19 protein-coding genes are annotated in these 18769 nt (G+C 72.1%); 14 read left to right on the forward strand and 5 right to left on the reverse strand.

Features of this window, described 5'->3' with window-relative positions:
• The first annotated feature begins 84 nt into the window (after positions 1 to 84).
• The 7 genes from rhaS (at position 85) to LX83_RS05325 (ending at position 6941) form a co-directional block, all read left to right on the forward strand.
• Positions 85 to 1164 (forward strand): rhamnose ABC transporter substrate-binding protein, encoded by a 1080-nt coding sequence (gene rhaS / locus LX83_RS05300; RefSeq protein WP_253767636.1) that lies wholly within the window; start codon positions 85 to 87, stop codon positions 1162 to 1164.
• 36 nt (positions 1165 to 1200) lie between these two features.
• Positions 1201 to 1569, forward strand: coding sequence for an L-rhamnose mutarotase (locus LX83_RS05305; RefSeq protein ID WP_253767639.1), 369 nt, complete (start codon positions 1201 to 1203; stop codon positions 1567 to 1569).
• 68 nt (positions 1570 to 1637) lie between these two features.
• Complete coding sequence (gene rhaI, locus LX83_RS05310; RefSeq protein WP_253767640.1) at positions 1638 to 2819, forward strand: L-rhamnose isomerase; 1182 nt, start codon at positions 1638 to 1640, stop codon at positions 2817 to 2819.
• Positions 2820 to 2901: 82 nt separating this feature from the next.
• Positions 2902 to 3027, forward strand: a complete 126-nt coding sequence (locus LX83_RS37675; protein WP_301327631.1) for a hypothetical protein — start codon at positions 2902 to 2904, stop codon at positions 3025 to 3027.
• Positions 3024 to 5084 (forward strand): bifunctional aldolase/short-chain dehydrogenase, encoded by a 2061-nt coding sequence (locus LX83_RS05315; RefSeq protein ID WP_253767642.1) that lies wholly within the window; start codon positions 3024 to 3026, stop codon positions 5082 to 5084. Before LX83_RS37675 ends, LX83_RS05315 begins: the two co-directional genes overlap by 4 nt.
• Positions 5085 to 5206: 122 nt before the next feature.
• Positions 5207 to 5422: a LuxR C-terminal-related transcriptional regulator gene (locus tag LX83_RS05320; protein WP_253767644.1), complete on the forward strand. Its 216-nt coding sequence runs from the start codon at positions 5207 to 5209 to the stop codon at positions 5420 to 5422.
• Between the two features lie 40 nt (positions 5423 to 5462).
• Positions 5463 to 6941, forward strand: a complete 1479-nt coding sequence (locus LX83_RS05325; RefSeq protein ID WP_253767646.1) for a rhamnulokinase — start codon at positions 5463 to 5465, stop codon at positions 6939 to 6941.
• Here LX83_RS05325 and LX83_RS05330 read toward each other — a convergent pair.
• The gene (locus tag LX83_RS05330) at positions 6860 to 7654 is read right to left on the reverse strand and encodes a flavin reductase family protein (protein WP_253767648.1); all 795 of its coding nucleotides are present in this window, start codon (positions 7652 to 7654) and stop codon (positions 6860 to 6862) included. The two genes, LX83_RS05325 and LX83_RS05330, sit on opposite strands and share 82 nt — an antisense overlap.
• Before the next feature lie 110 nt (positions 7655 to 7764).
• Positions 7765 to 8319, reverse strand: a complete 555-nt coding sequence (locus LX83_RS05335) for a hypothetical protein (RefSeq protein ID WP_253767650.1) — start codon at positions 8317 to 8319, stop codon at positions 7765 to 7767.
• A gap of 263 nt (positions 8320 to 8582) precedes the next feature.
• Here LX83_RS05335 and LX83_RS05340 point away from each other — a divergent pair, with 263 nt between their 5' ends.
• The 3 genes from LX83_RS05340 to LX83_RS05350 all read left to right on the forward strand — a co-directional run bounded on the left by LX83_RS05340 (position 8583) and on the right by LX83_RS05350 (position 11514).
• On the forward strand, positions 8583 to 9986 hold the full coding sequence (locus tag LX83_RS05340) for an FAD-binding oxidoreductase (protein WP_253767652.1): 1404 nt from the start codon (positions 8583 to 8585) through the stop codon (positions 9984 to 9986).
• A gap of 90 nt (positions 9987 to 10076) precedes the next feature.
• Positions 10077 to 10496 (forward strand): hypothetical protein, encoded by a 420-nt coding sequence (locus tag LX83_RS05345; RefSeq protein ID WP_253767654.1) that lies wholly within the window; start codon positions 10077 to 10079, stop codon positions 10494 to 10496.
• Positions 10486 to 11514 (forward strand): pentapeptide repeat-containing protein, encoded by a 1029-nt coding sequence (locus LX83_RS05350; RefSeq protein ID WP_253767656.1) that lies wholly within the window; start codon positions 10486 to 10488, stop codon positions 11512 to 11514. The genes LX83_RS05345 and LX83_RS05350 overlap by 11 nt, the downstream gene beginning before the upstream one ends.
• A 12-nt stretch (positions 11515 to 11526) precedes the next feature.
• On the opposite strand, the gene LX83_RS05355 is transcribed toward LX83_RS05350, so the two are convergent.
• Entirely contained in the window at positions 11527 to 11979 is a 453-nt protein-coding gene (locus LX83_RS05355; RefSeq protein WP_253767658.1) for a MaoC family dehydratase, read from the reverse strand.
• 215 nt (positions 11980 to 12194) lie between these two features.
• Between LX83_RS05355 and fabG the strand changes: the two genes are divergently transcribed.
• The 3 genes from fabG (at position 12195) to LX83_RS05370 (ending at position 15468) form a co-directional block, all read left to right on the forward strand.
• Positions 12195 to 12956, forward strand: a complete 762-nt coding sequence (gene fabG / locus LX83_RS05360; RefSeq protein WP_253767660.1) for a 3-oxoacyl-ACP reductase FabG — start codon at positions 12195 to 12197, stop codon at positions 12954 to 12956.
• A gap of 114 nt (positions 12957 to 13070) precedes the next feature.
• Entirely contained in the window at positions 13071 to 14222 is a 1152-nt protein-coding gene (locus LX83_RS05365) for an acyl-CoA dehydrogenase family protein (RefSeq protein ID WP_407649490.1), read from the forward strand.
• 82 nt (positions 14223 to 14304) lie between these two features.
• Entirely contained in the window at positions 14305 to 15468 is a 1164-nt protein-coding gene (locus tag LX83_RS05370) for an acyl-CoA dehydrogenase family protein (protein ID WP_253767664.1), read from the forward strand.
• 16 nt (positions 15469 to 15484) lie between these two features.
• On the opposite strand, the gene LX83_RS05375 is transcribed toward LX83_RS05370, so the two are convergent.
• Together LX83_RS05375 and LX83_RS05380 are read right to left on the reverse strand one after the other, a co-directional pair.
• Positions 15485 to 15988 (reverse strand): MarR family winged helix-turn-helix transcriptional regulator, encoded by a 504-nt coding sequence (locus LX83_RS05375; protein WP_253767666.1) that lies wholly within the window; start codon positions 15986 to 15988, stop codon positions 15485 to 15487.
• Between the two features lie 170 nt (positions 15989 to 16158).
• Positions 16159 to 16902: a TetR/AcrR family transcriptional regulator gene (locus tag LX83_RS05380; protein WP_253767669.1), complete on the reverse strand. Its 744-nt coding sequence runs from the start codon at positions 16900 to 16902 to the stop codon at positions 16159 to 16161.
• A 77-nt stretch (positions 16903 to 16979) separates the two neighbouring features.
• Here LX83_RS05380 and LX83_RS05385 point away from each other — a divergent pair, with 77 nt between their 5' ends.
• The gene (locus LX83_RS05385) at positions 16980 to 18650 is read left to right on the forward strand and encodes an FAD-dependent monooxygenase (protein ID WP_253767671.1); all 1671 of its coding nucleotides are present in this window, start codon (positions 16980 to 16982) and stop codon (positions 18648 to 18650) included.
• Positions 18651 to 18769 lie beyond the last annotated feature (119 nt).

Genomic DNA, 18769 nt, shown 5'->3' on the forward strand with positions numbered 1-18769 from the left:
GCCGCCGTGAAACCGAGCCGCCGTGAAACCGACCGGTGCCACCCAACGAGCCACCCCAGTGGAAAGCCGAGAAGGGACTTCCCGATGACCGCACGGCCAGTACGACGCATCGTCGCGGGCCTTGCCCTGCTGTTGTCCGGTGCCGTGGTGCTCAGCGCCTGCGGTGGCACCACCCGGGACAGCTCGGCGGGCGCGCGGAACGCCGACAACACCACGGCCTCGGCCAACCCCAACGCCGAGCTGAAGAAGGACCTGAAGATCACCTTCCTGCCCAAGCAGGTCAACAACCCCTACTTCACCACCGCGCAGCACGGTGGGGAGCAGGCGGCGCAGGCGTTCGGCTGGCAGTTCAAGGCCACCGGCCCGTCGGACGCCAGTGCCGCCTCGCAGGTCACCTACATCAACACCGCCGCGCAACAGCGGCAGGACGCGCTGGTGCTGGCGGCCAACGACGTCAACGCGGTGGCCCCGGCGCTGAGAACGGCCCGCTCGCAGGGCATGAAGGTGGTCACCTTCGACTCCGACGCGGCCACCGACGCCAGGGACGTGTTCGTCAACCAGGCGTCCACTCAGGACATCGCGGTCGGTCAGGTGAAGCTGCTGTCCGAGCAGCTCGGCGGGCAGGGCGAGTTCGCCATCCTGTCGGCGACTCCCAACGCCACCAACCAGAACGCCTGGATCGAGGTGATGAAGACCGAGCTGGCCAAGCCCGAGTACGCCGGGCTGAAGCTGGTCGAGACCGCCTACGGCAACGACGACGACCAGACCTCGTTCCAGAAGACCCAGGGACTGCTGCAGGCCCACCCCAACCTCAGGGGGATCATCTCGCCGACCACCGTCGGCCTGGCCGCGGCCGCCCGCTACCTCAGCTCATCCGAGTACAAGGGCAAGGTGGCGCTGACCGGTCTGGGCACGCCCAACCAGCTGCGCAAGTTCGTCCAGGACGGCACGGTCACCTCGTTCGCCCTGTGGGACCCCAACAAGCTCGGCTACCTGGCCACCTACGCCGCGGCCGCGCTGGCCTCCGGGCAGATCACCGGCGCCAGCGGGGAGAAGTTCACCGCGGGTGAGATGGGCGAGTACACCGTGGGGGAGCACGGCGAGGTCGTGCTGGGTCCGCCCACGGTGTTCACCAGGGACAACATCGACCAGTTCGACTTCTAGTCCACTCAGGACAATTCTGGTCTACTCAGGACAGACATGGAGCACCGGCTGGTCGGCCGGACGAGGTGGCAGGAGGCGCGCGTGGTCCAGCGGGTGTGCTTCACGTTGCAGGTGCGGCCGGACCGGATCGAGGAGTACCGGGAACGCCACCGCGCGGTGTGGCCGGAGATGCGGGAGGCGCTGCGCGCCGCCGGGTGGCACAACTACTCGCTGTTCCTCCGCGAGGACGGCACCCTCATCGGCTACCTGGAGTGCGAGGACTTCGACCAGTGCCTGGCGGCCATGGAGCGCACCGAGGTGAACGCGCGCTGGCAGGCCCAGATGGCCGAGTACTTCGCCGATCTCGGGCCGGCGCGGCCGGACGAGCGCATGCGCCCGCTGCCCGAGGTCTTCCACCTGGACTAAGGACCCGCCCGCCGGGTCGTCGGTGGACCGCCCCGCCGCCGGGCCGGTCCGAGCACGAGGAGAGGAACATGACCCAGCTCGATCCCGCACGCCGCACCCAGGTGTTCCAGGCGCTGCGCGCGCAACACATCGAGACGCCCTCGTGGGCGTACGGGAACTCGGGCACGAGGTTCAAGGTGTTCGCCCAGGCCGGCATACCTCGCACGCCGTACGAGAAGATCGACGACGCGGCCACCGTGCACCAGCTGACCGGGGTGGCGCCCAGCGTGGCCATCCACATCCCGTGGGACCAGGTCGACGACTACGCCGCGCTGGCCCGCTACGCCACCGACCGGGGCATCCGCATCGGTGCGATCAACCCCAACCTGTTCCAGGAGGACGACTACCGGCTGGGCAGCCTGTGCCACCCGGACCCGAGCGTGCGCCGCAAGGCCACCGACCACCTGCTGGAGTGCATCGAGATCGGTCAGCTCACCGGCTCGGACGTGCTCTCGGTGTGGGTGCCGGACGGCACCAACTACGCCGGCCAGGACAGCATCACCGGCCGCCAGGACCGGCTGCACGACGCGCTGCGCGAGGCATACGACCGCATGCCGGCCAGCATGCGGCTGCTGTTGGAGTACAAGTTCTTCGAGCCGCACTTCTACAGCATGGACGTGCCCGACTGGGGCACCTCGTTCGCCCACTGTCTGCGGCTGGGCGAGCAGGCCCAGGTGCTGGTGGACACCGGGCACCACGCGCCGGGCACCAACATCGAGTTCATCGTGGCGACCCTGCTGCGCGAGGGCAAGCTCGGCGGCTTCCACTTCAACAGCCGCAACTACGCCGACGACGACCTGATGGTGGGCGCGGCCGACCCGTTCCAGCTGTTCCGCATCCTCAACGAGATCGTCGCGGCCGACGCGCTGGCCGCCGAGGCGAACGTGGCGTTCATGCTCGACCAGTGCCACAACCTGGAGCCCAAGATCCCGGCGATGATCCGGTCGGTGCTCAACGTGCAGGAGGCCACGGCCAAGGCACTGCTGGTGGACCGGGACGCGCTGCGGACGGCGCAGCGCGACGGCGACGTGCTCGGCGCGCACGCGGTGCTGATGGACGCCTTCAACACCGATGTCCGGCCGCTGCTGGCCGAGCTGCGCGCCGACGCCGGACTGGACCCCGACCCGATCGCCGCCTACCACCGCTCCGGCTACCAGCAGCGCATCGAGGCCGAACGCGTCGGTGGCTCGGCCATGGGCTGGGGCGCCTGACCTGCTCTCTCCACTGTAGACAATCCACACCAGACCTGGTTCTCTCTCTCGGTGACACCAAGCTCTCACCTGGCTGCGCCAGGTGATCCGCACCGACCAAGCTCTCACCTGGCTTCGCCAGGTGAACTGCACCGACCAAGCTCTCACCTGGCTGCGCCAGGTGATCCGCACCGAGAACACCGCGAGCGACACCGAAGGCGAGACATGAGCACCCATCCAGAGGTCGTGAAGCTGCTCGACCGCTGCCACGCGCTGGGTTCCGATCCCCGCAACACCAACTACGCCGGCGGCAACGCCTCGGCCAAGGCCACCGCGACCGACCCGGTGACCGGCGGTCCGGTCGACCTGATGTGGGTCAAGGGTTCCGGGGGCGACCTGGGCACGCTCACCGAGGCGGGCCTCGCGGTGCTGCGCCTTGACCGGCTGCGCGCCCTGGTCGAGGTGTACCCGGGCGTGGAGCGCGAGGACGAGATGGTCGCCGCGTTCGACTTCTGCGCGCACGGCAAGGGCGGTGCCGCGCCGTCGATCGACACGGCCATGCACGGCCTGGTCGACGCCGCCCACGTCGACCACCTGCACCCGGACGCCGGCATCGCGCTGGCCACCGCCGCCGGCGGCGAGGAACTGACCAGGCAGTGCTTTGGCGACCGGGTGGCCTGGGTGCCGTGGCGGCGGCCCGGTTTCCAGCTGGGGCTGGACATCGCCGAGATCAAGCGGGCCAACCCGAACGCGATCGGTGTGGTGCTCGGCGGCCACGGCATCACCGCCTGGGGCGACACGGCCGAGGAGTGCCAGGCCAACTCGCTGGAGATCATCCGCACCGCCCAGGAGTTCATCGACAGCCGGGGCACTGCCGAGCCGTTCGGGCCGCTGGTGGCCGACTGGCAGCCGCTGCCCGAGGCGGAGCGCCGCGCCAGGGCCGCCGCGCTTGCCCCGGTGCTGCGCGGCCTGGCCAGCACGGACCGGCCGCAGGTCGGCCACTACACCGACGCCGAGGTCGTGCTGGACTTCGTGGCCAGGCAGAAGATGCCGGCGCTGGCCGCGCTGGGCACCTCCTGCCCGGACCACTTCCTGCGCACCAAGGTGCGGCCGATGGTGCTGGACCTGCCGGCCAGCGCGCCGCTGGACGAGGTGGTGGCGCGGCTGCGCGAGCTGCACGCCGCCTACCGCGAGGACTACCGCGCCTACTACGAGCGCTACGCCACCCCGGACTCGCCGCCCATGCGCGGCGCCGACCCGGCCGTGGTGCTGGTGCCCGGCGTGGGCATGTTCACCTTCGGCGCGGACAAGCAGACCGCCCGGGTGGCGGCCGAGTTCTACGTCAACGCCATCAACGTGATGCGCGGCGCCGAGGCGCTGTCGTCCTACCAGCCGATCGAGGAGCGGGAGAAGTTCCGCATCGAGTACTGGGAGCTGGAGGAGGCCAAGCTGCGCCGGCGGCCCAAGCCCAAGCCGCTGGCCACCCGGGTGGCCCTGGTCACCGGCGCGGGCTCGGGCATCGGCAGGGCCACCGCACTGCGGCTGGCCGCCGAGGGCGCCTGCGTTGTCGTGGCCGACCTGGACCTGGCCAGGGCCGAACAGGTGGCCAAGGAGATCGCCGAGAGCGCGAAGGCGCTGCACCCGGCCGACGCCGCGGTCGCGGTCCGCGTCGACGTGGGCGAGACCCAGGCCGTGGCCGACGCGTTCGACCAGGCGTGCCTGGCCTTCGGCGGGGTGGACCTGGTGGTCAACAACGCCGGGCTGTCCATTTCCAAGCCGCTGGTGGAGACCACCGACCACGACTGGGACCTCCAGCACCGGGTGATGCCGCGCGGCTCGTTCCTGGTGTCCCGGCAGGCCGCGCGGGTGCTCATCGCCCAGGGCATGGGCGGTGACATCGTCTACATCGCCAGCAAGAACGGCGTGTTCGCCGGCCCCAACAACGTCGCCTACGGCGCGGCCAAGGCCGACCAGGCCCACCAGGTGCGGCTGCTCGCCGCCGAACTGGGCGAGCACGGCATCCGGGTCAACGGCGTCAACCCGGACGGTGTGGTGCGCGGCTCCGGCATCTTCGCCGGCGGCTGGGGCGCGCAGCGCGCGGCCGTGTACGGGGTGCCCGAGGAGAAGCTCGGCGAGTACTACGCGGGCCGGACCCTGTTGAAGCGCGAGGTGCTGCCCGAGCACGTGGCCGCCGCGGTGTTCGTGCTCACCGCGGGCGAGTTGTCCCACACCACCGGCCTGCACATCCCGGTCGACGCCGGGGTGGCCGCGGCGTTCCTGCGCTGACCGGTGCCGCGGGCTGACCGGGGTTGTCGGCGAGCAACAGGCGCGTGGGAGGACGCGCGGCAAGGCGATCGCTGCCCTGAACGACCAAGGAGACATCCGAACTCCGAATCGGGAGGTCCGAGGTGACTACGACCGTCGATGAGCGCCAGATCCTTGATGAGCAGGAGGTGCGGCTGTTGTCCCTGCTGGCCGACGGCCTGCCGGTGGACTCGGTGGCCCGCCGCCTGCAGCTGTCCTCGCGCACGGTCCGGCGGCGCACCCGGGCCATCTGCGACCAGCTGGGCGTGCGCGCGCCGGTGCAGGCGATCGTCTGGGCCGCGCGCCGCGGCCTGCTGTGAGGCCGTGCCACCCGCAACGAGTTGAACGGAGAGACACGGAGTGGACTCGTCGATCGCGGTCGCCGCGGTGGACCTGGGCGCGTCCAGCGGCCGGGTGGTGCTCGGCCGGGTCGGCCCGGACCGGCTGGAGCTGACCGAGGCGCACCGGTTCCCCAACGGTCCGGTGCCGGTGCGCGGCACGCTGCACTGGGACGTGCTGGGGCTGTACCGGGGCGTGCTGGAGGGCCTGCGCGCCGCCGGCCCGGTGGCCAGCATCGGCATTGACACCTGGGCGGTGGACTACGGGCTGCTCGACGAGTCGGGAACGCTGCTGGGCAACCCGGTCTGCTACCGCGACGCGCGCACCGACGGCGTGCTGGAGCGGGTGCTGGACCGGGTTGCCGGCCCGGAGCTGTACCAGGCGACCGGGTTGCAGCTGTTGCCCATCAACACGCTGATCCAGCTGGTGGCCGAGCAGGACGGGCCGCACCTGGGCCGGGCCCGCCACCTGCTGCCCATCCCGGACCTGCTGTCCTACTGGCTGACCGGGGTGCTGGGGGTGGAGCGCACCAACGCGTCCACCACCCAGCTCCTCGACGTCCACACCGGACAGTGGGCGCACCAGCTGATGCGCCGGTTCGACATCGACCCGGCGCTGTTCGGGCCGCTGCGCGACCCCGGTGACGCGGCCGGCGAGGTGACCGACCGGGTCGGCGAGCAGACCGGTCTGGCCGCCGGTACCCCGGTCACCGCGGTCGGCTCGCACGACACCGCCTCCGCCGTGGTGGGCGTGCCCGCCGACGGCGCGGACTTCGGTTACATCTCCTGCGGGACCTGGTCACTGGTGGGGGTGGAACTGCCCGAGCCGGTGCTCAGCGAACCGAGCCGGCTGGCCAACTTCACCAACGAGCGCGGCGTGGACAACACCATCCGCTACCTGCGCAACGTGATGGGCCTGTGGCTGGTGCAGGAGTCGCTGCGCACCTGGCGGCTGGCCGGTCGGCCGGTGGACCTGGCCGAGGTGACCAGGGCGGCGGCCGAGGTGCCCGGGCTGCGCAGCGTGATCGACCCCGACGACGCGGTGTTCCTGCCGCCCGGCGACATGCCCGCCCGCATCGCCGAGGTGTGCCGGCGCACCGGCCAGCCCGTCCCCGAGCAGCCGGCCGAGGTGGTCCGCTGCGTGCTGGACAGCCTGGCCCTGGCCTACCAGCGGGCGCTGCGCGACGCCCAGCGGCTGTCCGGCCGGAAGATCAGCGTGGTGCACCTGGTGGGCGGCGGCGCGCGCAACGAACTGCTCTGCCAGCTCACCGCCGACGCGTGCGGCCTGCCCGTGCTGGCCGGCCCGGTGGAGGCCACCGCCATCGGCAACGTCCTGGTCCAGGCCAGGGCGGCCGGGGTGCTGCGCGGTGGCCTGGACCAGTTGCGCGAGCTGGTCCGCCGCACCCACGCGCTGCCCCGCTACGAGCCCACCGGCGACCCCGACGCCTGGCGGCGCGCGGCCGAGCGGCTGGTGTCCGACTCGGACGTGGCCGCGTCCTGAACCGAGGGGCCGTCGTCGCGGTTCCTGGCGGGGACAGTGCGGGCGCGGTCGATGTCCGGGCCGCGGTAGAGGTGTTCGGGGATCCGGGCCAGCGTCGAGGGGTGCACCTGCGGGCCGAGCCCGTAGAACTTCTGGAAGCTCATGATCAGCGGGCGCCAGGCGTCCGGGTCGATGTGGTCCTCGGTGCCGGCCAGCCGCACGTCCTCGTGCACGAACACCCGCTGCACGCGGACCTCGACCGCGACGATCCCGCCGCGCTGGCTCTCGTCATCCTCCGCGATCGGGTGCACGGCCTCGACCACGACCTCCATCGCCACCGGGCACTCGGCCACCCGAGGCGGCGTCACCGTCTCCGAGGGCACCGGGGTCAGCCCGGCGCGACCGAACTTGTCGGCGACGTGGAAGTAGCCGCGTCGCAGCTTGCCCGGCGGCACCGGGTCGGAACCGGTGGTCAGCGCGAGCCGGTCCACCGCCGGGGCCAGCGCGTCCGAGGGCAGGTTGAGCACGCCTTCGCCGGTGCGCAGCAGGTTTTGGGTGGTGTGCGACTTCGCGGAGATGCCGAGCACGGCCCGCCAACCGAGCCAGAACACCGAGGAGATCGGAGCCAGGTTCGCCGTGCCGTCCTCGTTCTCGCTGGAGATGAGCACGACCGGCGTACCGAAGTACAGGATGCCGGGCTCGATGGCCCGGTGTGCCGGGGACTGGGTGTTCACACCTGGAAGTGTGGGAGTCCACACCGGACGTTCGCTGGCGGGAATCGGCCGTCGAGATCACGCCGGGCAGGGGCGTGACCCGGCACGGGCGCGGCCGCGTCCTGAACCGCTCACCCGATCGACCGGACCTCGCCGGTCCACGTGTCAACGCCGACCTGCTCGCCGTCCCCGAACTCGAAGACGTACCACGGGTCGTCGACGACGAAACCGGCTGGACGCCGCAGCACCACCGCGCGGTAGGGCGCCCGGTAGCCGGCGTCGGTGAGCAGGGCGTCGGCCACGCCCGGCTCCATGACGACCGGCAACGCCAGTGCCGCGTCACCGGCCGCGGGTTCGCGCACCACCTTCAGCAGCCCGATCAGGCCGTCCAGGTTGGCCTCCGCCCGGATCGTGGCCGGCTCGCCGCCCACCTGGGCCCGGTAGGCGAAGTGCCAGGACCCGACCGAGTCGACGGCGCCGGCCGGCGTGTCCGCCCACGCCCGGGTCCACACGGCGTCCGGGTGGTCGTACTGGACGGTGGCGGTGACGATCTCGGCCAGCTTGCCGAACGTGAACACCCCCCGGGGCTGTTCACCGCTCGCGGCGGCCTGACCGGGCGCGGGCACGGTGATCAGCATGGCGACGACGGCGATCAGCCGGAGCATCCTGGACAACATGGTGGCCATCCGGTCCTTTCCCAGTGCGGTGCTCGGTTGCGAGGTGATCCACTGTGGACCGCGAGACGGCGCCCACCCGGCCAGGACACGCGCGGCGCGCCGATCATTCGCCGGTTCCGGGGGAGTGGTCAGCCGTTGGTGGTGCGGCCGGGGCAGTCCTCGCGCGTGACCCGCACCAGGTGGTCGGGCGTGGCGCGGCCGGTCGCCTCGGGGGAGGCGGGTGGGTCGGAGCGCGCTGACACTGACCCGTTCGGGTGAACTAACCTGGGGCCGTGACGGACAACCAGACCGTGCGAGCCCTGCTGGCCGACCTGCCGGCCGGGGTCGTGGTGACCGACCCGGACGTGATCGAGCGGTACGCGCACGACGACGCGGAGTGGGCGCCCTACGAGCTGCCCGCCGCACTGGTCCGGCCCACCACGGTGGAGCAGGTGCGCGCGGTGGTGGCCCGCTGCGCCGAGTTCGGCACCCCGATCGTGCCGCGCGGTTCCGGCACCGGGCTGTCCGGCGGCGCCAACGCGCTGGCCGGCAGCGTGGTGCTGAGCACCGAGGCGATGAACGCCATCGTGGAGATCAACCCGCAGGAGCACCTGGCCGTGGTGCAGCCCGGGGTGATCAACGAGGACCTGCGCAAGGCCGCCGCCGAACACGGCCTGTGGTACCCGCCGGACCCGGCGAGCGCGCCCTGGTCCAGCCTCGGCGGCAACGTGGCCACCAACGCGGGTGGGCTGTGCTGCGTCAAGTACGGCGTGACCCGCGACTACGTGCTCGGTCTGCAGGTGGTGATGGGGCGCGGCGAGGTGGTCCGGCTCGGTCGGCGCACCGCCAAGGGCGTGGCCGGCTACGACCTGTGCGGCCTGCTGGTGGGCTCCGAGGGCACGCTGGGCGTGATCACCGAGATCACCCTGCGGCTGCGGCCGGCCCGCCAGGGCGCCGAGCACACCGTGGTCGGTTACTTCGACTCGCTGCCCGCCGCCGGCCGGGCCGTGGCCGCGGTCACCGAGGCGGGCATCGTGCCCTCGGCGCTGGAGCTGATCGACCGACACTGCCTGACCGCGGTCGACCAGTGGAAGAACATGGGCCTCAGCGACGAGGCCGACGTGCTGCTGCTCGGCCGCTCCGACCTGCCGGGCGAGGCCGGTGAGCAGGAGGCCGAGGCCATGCTGCGCTGCTTCGAGGCCGGTGGTGCCACCTGGAGCGCGCGGTCCACCGACCCGGTCGAGGCCGAGGCGCTGTTCTCGGCGCGGCGGCTGGCCTACCCCGCGCTGGAACGCCTCGGCCCGGTGCTCACCGAGGACGTGTGCGTGCCACGCGCCCGGGTGGCCGACATGCTGGCCAAGATCGACGCCACGGCCAGGGAACACGACGTGCACATCGCCAACATCGCCCACGCCGGCGACGGCAACCTGCACCCGCTGATCATCACGCCGGTCGGTGACGACGCCGCGCGGCTGCGCGCCCAGCGGGCCTTCGAGTCCATCGTGGACGACGCGATCGCGATGGGCGGCACGGTCACCGGCGAGCACGGGGTGGGCCTGCTCAAGCGGCGCGGCCTGCACCGGGAACTCGACCCGGCGGTGGTGGCCATGCACCACGCGGTCAAGAACGCCCTGGACCCGCTGGGCATCTTCAACCCGGGCAAGGTCTTCGGTGATCCCGCCGAACCAGCGCACTGACCAGCTCGCCGCACACCGCTGCGCCGTTTTCGGTAACGAAAACCGGCGAACGGCTGCGCGCGAAGCACATTCGTCGCTACCGTCGGTGATATGACAGGGCTGGAATACGCAGCCTGGGGATTGTTCGGCGGCTTTGCCGTCGAGGGGCTGGAATTCAGTACCGCGATTCGACGAAACAAGGGATGGCCCTGGCAGAACGACAACGGGATCGGTCCGCTGCCGCTGTTGATCTCGGTGATCATCCGGCTGGGCATCGGGTCGGGGCTGGCCACGGCGGCGGGCCTGAGCGATCAGGTCAGCGGCCCGTTCGGCGCGCTGGCGGTCGGCATCGCCGCCCCGCTGCTGGTCGAACAACTGGCCAGGCAGATCCCGCTGAACCCGACCCCACCACCGGAAACCCCACCGACCGGTCAGCCGCCGGCCGCGCCGGCAGAACCGCCAATGCCGGTTGAGCCCGCTGCCGGCGCGGATTCCCGCATGGCCGCCACGGGTGGTGACCATGCGTCGTGACAGCTTCGCGGGTCGCCTGGTGGCCGCTCTCGCCAGGCAGAGCCCGCCCTTTGCCGAGCCCGGCCGGTGCCGCACCACCGGGTGGCGCGCCCTGACCGCGGCCCTGGCCAGGCAGCCGGAACCGGTGACCCCGCTGCGGGCGTCGGCTGACCGTCCGGCCAGGGGCGCGGTCGCGGCCGCCCCCGTTCCGGTGTTCCAGGGGCCGCTCATGGCGGGGCCGGTGGTCCAGCCCGGACAGCCGGCCGCCGCCGGTCCGGCCGCCCCCGGCTGGGGCGAGAACAGCGCTGACCAGGACGACGGGGAGTCGCTGGACGACGCCGACGTGCTCGACGTCAACCTCGAAGGCGCGAACCTGCGGGGGGCGAGCCTGGCGGGCCGGGTCTTCTTCTTCGCGGCGCTGTTCGGCGCTGACCTGTCCTCGGCTGACCTGCGCCAGGCACACCTGGCCGGGTCGGACCTGTCCCGGGCTGACCTGTCGCACGCCGGCCTCGCGGCCGCCAACCTCGCCGGCGCGAAGCTGTTCGCCGCCCGGCTGAGCGAGGCGGACCTGTCCGCGGCCAACCTGTCCTACGTCAACCTCGCCAGCGCCATTCTCACCAGGGCGGTGTTGGCCGACGCGTACCTGTCCGGGGCCTATCTCGTCGCCGCCGACCTGTCGTCCGCCACGCTCAGCCGGGCCAGCGCGTTCGGGGCGGTGCTGGTGCGCGCGAACCTGACCAGGGCGGACCTCGGCGCGGCGAACCTGACCGGGGCCGACCTGACCGACGCGGACCTGACCGGGGCCGATCTGGCCGGCGCGGACCTGACCAGGGCGAACCTGCGCGGGGCGAACCTGACGGGCGTGCGCGCGCTGGACACCGCCCAACTGGCCGGGGCGCGGTGGTCGGTGGCCACGCGGTGGCCGCCCGAACTGGCCGAGCGGGTTCGACGCGCATCCGAAGCGCGCGGCCCGGGGGAGTTCGTCATCGTGTCCGTCGGCAGCGACGAACCCGCAGCGCAACTGCCGGTCGGGTCCTGAACGCGGTCCGGCTCAGAAGTACAGCCGGGAGACCGCCTCGGCCACGCAGACCGGCTTGGCCACGCCCTCGGCCTCGATGGTCACCCGACCGACCACCTGCACACCGCCCTCGACCTCGTGCACGTCCTGCAGGGTGACCGAGGCGCGGACGCGCGTGCCCACCGGCACCGGGGCGGGGAAGCGCACCTTGTTCAGGCCGTAGTTGACGCCCATCCGCACCCCGCTGACCTGGTAGACCTCGCTGACCAGGACCGGCAGCAGGGACAGCGTGAGGTAGCCGTGCGCGATGGTCTGCTTGAACGGCCCGGCCTTGGCCCGTTCGACGTCGACGTGGATCCACTGGTGGTCGCCGGTGGCGTCGGCGAAGGTGTTGACCTGGTCCTGGTCGATGCGGTGCCACTGGCTGTGGCCGAGTTCGCGGCCCACGGCGGCGGTCAGTTCGGCGGGTGAGGTGAAGGTCTGCATGCCACCCGTTCTTCCACAGGGCGGGAGACCGATCAAGGAATCAGTTGCCCCGCACAGAAGTTCGCCGTCCTGGTTGTGCCGGGCGCGCTGGTGATTGACAAGGCGGGTGATCACCCACCATCGTCGCCAGTAGCAGCCTTTTACGGCACTGGCTCGTCCCGTTACGGTGGGCTGGCCGGATCGGGAACGCCGGAGACCGACCAAGGAGGACAAGGATGTCGCAGAGCCTGAACCGGGTCGCCGTGGTGACCGGAGCCGCCCGGGGGATCGGGGCGGCCACGGCTCGCCGGCTCGCCAGGGACGGGTTCGCGGTGGCCGTGCTCGACCTGGACGAGCAGAGCGCGTCGGGCACTGCCGAGGCGATCGTCGCCGACGGGGGCACGGCTCTGGCGGTGGCCGCTGACGTCAGCGACGAGCAGCAGGTCAACGCCGCGGTCGACACCGTGGCCGAACGGCTCGGTCCGCCCGTGGTCCTGGTCAACAACGCCGGCGTGACCAGGGACAACCTGCTGTTCAAGATGTCTTCCGATGACTGGGACACGGTGTTGAACGTGCACCTGCGGGGTGCCTTCCTGGCCAGCCGGGCCGTGCAGAAGTACCAGGTCGACCAGGGCTGGGGCCGGATCGTCAACCTGTCAAGCAGTTCCGCGCTGGGCAACCGGGGACAGGCCAACTACGCGGCGGCCAAGGCCGGCATGCAGGGCTTCACCAAGACCCTGGCCATCGAGCTGGGCAAGTTCGGCGTGACGGTCAACGCGGTCGCGCCCGGGTTCATCGAGACCGAGATGACCGCGGCCACGGCCGCCCGGCTGGGCGTGGACTTCGATGACTTCAAGGCGGCGGCCGCCAAGGGCATCCCGGTGCAGCGGGTCGGCCAGCCCGAGGACGTGGCCAACACCATCGCCTTCCTGGTCAGCGACGAGGCCTCGTTCGTGTCCGGTCAGGTCATCTACGTGGCCGGCGGCCCGCTGGACTGATATCCCCGAACAACCCAGCACCCGTGCGGGATCGGCCAGGTCGACAGGGAGGTCGTCGTGAGCACCGAGGCACACCAGGCTCCGCCACCGAGCGCGGACGAACTCAGGCAGCGGGTGCGCGACCTGCTGGCCACCCACGATCCGGCGACCACCGAGCGGGTGGAGTTCCTGCGCGCCCGGTTCGACGCCGGGCTGGCCTGGGTGCACTTCCCGGTCGGCCTCGGCGGGCTCGGCCTGCCCAGGGTGTCGCAGGAGGTGGTGGACGCCGAACTGGCCGCGGCCGGCGCGCCCGACAACAACCCGCGCCGCATCGGCATCGGGTTGGGCATGGCCGCGCCGACCATCCTCCGCTACGGCACGAGTGAGCAGCAGGCCCGCTTCCTTCGTCCACTGTGGACAGGCGAGGAGGTGTGGTGCCAGCTGTTCAGCGAACCGGGGGCCGGTTCGGACCTGGCCGCGCTGGGCACCAGGGCGGTGCGCGACGGCGACGACTGGGTGGTGACCGGGCAGAAGGTGTGGACCTCCATGGCCCACGAGGCCCGCTGGGCCATCCTGGTCGCCCGCACCGACCCGGACGTGCCCAAGCACCAGGGCATCACCTACTTCGTCCTGGACATGACCGCGCCGGGTGTGCAGGTCCGGCCGCTGCGCCAGCTCACCGGCGAGGCCGAGTTCAACGAGGTCTTCCTGGACGGCGTGCGGGTGCCGGACAGCCAGCGGCTCGGCGCGGTCGGCGAGGGCTGGCGGGTCGCCCAGACCACGCTGATGAACGAGCGGGTGTCCATCGGCGGCATGGCCGAGCCCCGCGAGGCGGGCATCATCGGGCTGGCCGCGCGCACCTGGCGGGAACACCCCGAACTGCGCACCCCCGGCCTGCACGAGCGGCTGCTGCGGCTGTGGGTGGACGCGGAGGCGGCCCGGCTGACCAAGGAGTGGTTGCGGCAGCGGCTCGCCGCCGGCCAGCCCGGTCCGGAGGGATCGGCGGCCAAGTTCGCCTTCGCCCGGCTCAACCAGCAGATCTCCGGTTTCGAACTCGACCTCCTCGGTGAGCAGGCACTGCGCTACCCGGACTGGACCATGCGCCGACCCACCCAGGTGGACATGCTCGGCGGCTCGCCCGGATTCCGCTACCTGCGGGCGAAGGGCAACTCCATCGAGGGCGGCACCTCGGAGATCCTGCGCAACATCATCGCCGAGCGGGTGCTCGGGCTACCGACCGAGCCACGCATCGACAAGGACGTGCCGTGGAAGGACCTGCCGAAGTGAGCGCCGTGGCGCGGGTCGGTGTTGTCGCTGCCGAGCTGTTGTCGGGTGGAGTCGAGGACGTGCCGTGGAAGGACCTGCCGAAGTGAGTACCGCACCGTCAACCGCTCACGACCACACCCACACCGCCGGCCCGGACCTGCTCTACAGCGAGGTGGAGGACGAGCTGCGGGCCAGTGTCCGCGCCCTGCTCGCCGACCACTGCGCGTGGCCGACCGTGCTGGCCAGGGTGGAAACCGACGAACCCTACGACGTGGGACTGTGGCGCCGGCTGGCCGCCGAGGTGGGCGTGGCCGGCCTGGCGGTGCCGGAAGCCGAGGGCGGGGCCGGCGCGTCCTGGCGTGAGGTGGCCGTGGTGGCCGAGGAGCTGGGCCGGGCGGTCGCCCCGGTGCCGTTCCTGGGCAGTGCCGTGCTGAGCACGGTCGCACTGCTGGCCGTGGGCGATTCCGCCCTGGTCGGTGACCTCGCCAGCGGTACCCGCACGGCCGCCTTGGCCGTGCCGCTGTCCACCGCGCCCGATGCCGCCTTCCCCGGTGGCGTGCGGGTCGAGCCGGGCGAGGTGCTCACCGGCGCGGTGACCAGCGTCGCCGACGTCCTGCCCGCCGATGTGCTGCTGGTGCCCGCGCTGGGCGAGGCCGGGCCGGCACTGTACGCGGTGGACCGGGCGGCCGAGGGGGTCACGCTGACCGGGGTGTCCTCTTTGGACCTCACCAGGCGGCTGGCCGATGTCACGCTGCGGGCCGCCCCCGGGCGGCTGCTGGCCAGCGGGACGGCCGCGCGGGACGCGCTGCGCGGCGCACTGCACACGGGTGCGGCGCTGCTGGCCTCCGAACAGCTCGGGCTCGCCGAGCAGGCGTTGGCGACCACGGTGGACTACCTCAGGACCAGGCACCAGTTCGGCCGGCCGGTCGGCTCGTTCCAGGCGCTCAAGCACCGGCTGGCTGACCTGTGGGTGGGGATCACCCAGGCCAGGGCGGTGGCCAGGTACGCGGTGGGCACGGTGGCCGACGGCGATCCGGACGCGGGCGTGGCGGTCGCGGTGGCGCAGAGCTTCGTGTCGGAGCTGGCCGTGCTGGCCACCGAGGAGATGGTGCAGCTGCACGGCGGGGTCGGCTTCACCTGGGAGCACCCCGCGCACCTGTACCTCAAGCGCGCCAAGGCCGACGCCATCGCCCTGGGCAGCGCCGACCACCACCGGGCGAGCCTCGCCGGACTGATCGACCTGCCAGGGGTCCCGGCTGTCCGATGAGGACTGTCCACTCCGGTCAGACTTCGGTGCTGCCGGAGTTCTGCAGCCGACCGGCGGGACGGTCCACCGCGCGCAGCAGCAGCCCGTGCAGGTTGGCGCGCTCGGCGTCGGTCAGGTGGTCCAGTGGTGACCGGTGCACGAGCCGCTTGAGCAGCCGGTCCCGGGTGGCCGAACCGGCCGAGGTGAGCACGAGCTGCTTGGCGCGGCGGTCGCGCGGGTGCGGGCGCCGCTCCACCAGCCCCTGGCGCTCCAACCGGTCGATCACGTAGGTCACGTTCGGCGGTTCGCAGCACATCCGCGCGGCCAGTTCGCGCATGGTGAGCGGCTGGTCCAGTTCGCGCAGCGCGACCGCCTGTGGCGCGGTCAGGTCCATGCCCACCACGCTGCCCCGGACGTGCTCGTCAAGCCGCCATGCGAGTTCGGACACCAGTCCGCACAGCTGCTGCACCGCTGCCTCGTTGGCCGCGGAGCCGGTCGTCGAGCTGGCTGCGGACTGGCCTGGTTGATCCGCCACTGCCATGCCCCGAGCGTACGTCCGAGCACCGAACCCAACGAGGCCAACGGTGAAAGCTCGAAGCTTGTCCGCGACACGATGTTTAGTCGGCGACAACCCCGTTCCGCGCCGACGAAACACCAACCGCCCCACCAATGTCCACGGTGGACGTGCAGCGCCTGCTGGACCGAACCGGGTCAGCGGGCGCGCTGGAACATCGCCTCGATTCCGGCGAGCAGACACTCCAGGCTGAACTCGAAACGCCGGTCGGCGTCGGGGTTGTCCGACTCCAGAATCCTGCGGTTGAAGTGCGGGTAGCGTCCGGACTCGACCACCTGCGTCACGTAGGCGCCCATCGACTCCTGCCACTCGGTTTCGGTCATGCCGGTGCGGCGCTGCGCCTCCAGGTCGGCCAGTTCCACGGTGACCTCGCCCAGCACGTGGGCGTTGAGCGCCTCCGACGCCATGGTGGCCAGGGTGGCGTCCTCGGTCACCCGGCCCAGCACGCCGAGCAGGTGGTCGAACTTGGCGATGACGTTCGGGCCGAGTGCTGTGCGCCGGGACGCCTGCTGCACCAGCCAGGGATGGCGCAGCATGGTGGCGCGCGACTGGCGGGCCCAGTCGGCCAGCTCCGCCCGCCAGTGCCGCTGGCCCGGCTCGGGCAGTGGGTGCTCGCCGTGCACCGCCTCCACCATCAGGTCGATCAGCTCGTCCTTGTTGGTGACGTGCCGGTACAGCGAGGTGGTGCCCGATCCCATCTCGGTGGCGATCCGGCGCATGGACAGCGCGTCGATGCCTTCGGCGTCGGCGATCTGGATCGCGGTGCGCACGATCTTCGCCACGGTGACCACCGGACGGCTGGGGCGTTCTCGCTCGCGCATCCACAGCAGGGGTGCGGGCTCCCGGGGCGACCGGGGTTCGGGCTGTGACCGAGACGACATGGGAACAGTGTACCCATTGAGTACAGTGTGCCCATCGCGGGAACAGTGTTCCCAACTCGTTCACCTGAGGAGTTGCCATGTCCCAGATCCCGGTCCTCATCGCCGGCGGCGGCACGGTCGGCCTGGCCACCGCCGTGTTCCTCGGCCACCACGGCGTGCCCGCACTCGTTGTCGAGCGCCGTCCAGCCCCGGCCAACCACCCGAGGGCGCTCGGCCTCAGCCCCCGCACGCTGGAGCTGTTCCGCGAGGTCGGGTTGTCCGACGTGGTGGACACCGCCGCCGTGCGCAACGCGCAGCTCTGGAAGGCGGACGCGCGCACCGTCGCCGAGATCGACCGGAGCAAGGCCCCCAGCCCGGGACCGAGGCCGGCCGACGCCCTGACACCGGTGCTGGCTCGCGGCCACTACCCCCAGGACCACCTGGACGCCGTGCTGTTACCGGCGGCGCGGCAGCGCGGCGCCGCCGTGGAGTACGGCGTCGCGGTGCACGCGGTGGACCAGGACGCCGACGGCGTGTCCGTGACGCTGTCCGACGGGCGGGTGATCCGCGCCGACTACCTGGTCGGCGCCGACGGGCTGAACAGCGCCGTCCGCACGTCGCTGGGCATCAGCACCACCGGACCCGGTGAGATCGGCAACATCGTGATCAACATCCTGTTCCACGCTGACCTGAACGGCCGGTTCGGCACCATGCCGCTGATGACCCAGATCAGCCACCCGGACGCGGCCGGCATGCTGCTGGCCGTGGGCGAGCGGCGCTGGGTCATGCACGTCACCGTGCCCGCCGACGCCGGCCTGAGCGCCGCCGACTTCACCGAACAGCGCTGCGCCGAAGCCGTGCGCACCGCGATCGGCGCGGACGACGTGCCCGTGGAGATCGTCAGCGCGCTACCGTGGCGGGCCACCGTGCGGATGGCCGACGAGTTCCGGTCCGGCAGGGCGTTCCTGGTCGGCGACGCGGCACGGGCCGTCTCACCGCTCGGCGCGTTCGGGCTGAACACCGGCCTGGCCGACGCGCACAACCTCGCGTGGAAACTGGCCGCGGTGCTGGCCGGTCAGGCCGGCGACGCCCTGCTGGACAGCTACCACCAGGAGCGCCACGCCATCGCCGAACTGGTGACCCGCCAGGCGCTGCTGCGCTGGGAGAACCCCCGGCTGCACTGGGACCCGAGCGCGGTCGCCGAGCGCGCGGCCGTGGGCGCGTGGAACGCATCACTGGTCACCATGGGCTACCGCTACCACGGCTCGAACGCGGTGTTCGGCCCGGTGGCACCGGTGCCGTCCACCGAGGACCTGGCGGCCAGCCTGGACGGGGCACCCGGCAGCCACCTGCCGCACCGCTGGTTGCGGCGCAACGGCCCGAGCGGCGCGGACGGCGGAGACGTGTCCACCCTTGACCTGATCGGCTCCCGGTTCACCGTGCTGGCCGGCCCGGCCGGTGCGGACTGGTGCGCGGCGGCCGGCAAGGTTGGCGCGGACCTCGGTCTGGACCTGCGGGCGGTGCGGATCACCGGCCCGGCCAACGGGACCAGCCAGGACGGGCAGACCAGCCAGGACGGGGAGGTCACCGACCCGACCGGGCAGTGGCCGGCGTCCGTGGGCATCGGTGACTCGGGCGCGTTGCTGGTGCGGCCGGACGGGTTCGTCGCCTGGCGGTCCACGACCACGCCGGCCGACCCGGCCGCCGCGCTCGGCGCGGCGCTGACCGCCGTCACCGGCCGCGCGAACTACCCGACGGCTGCCAGCTGATCCGACTGGCGCGCCGGAGCCGGTCACTTTTCCGCCCGGCGGGAGTAGCCCACGGGGGTGGCCGGCCCAGCGCGAAGCAGGCCGGCACAGCGCGAAGCAGGCCGGCCCAGCGGTGGAAC

Origin of the sequence: Goodfellowiella coeruleoviolacea (assembly GCF_024171785.1) — a bacterium.
Classification (GTDB): Bacteria; Actinomycetota; Actinomycetes; order Mycobacteriales; family Pseudonocardiaceae; genus Goodfellowiella; species Goodfellowiella coeruleoviolacea.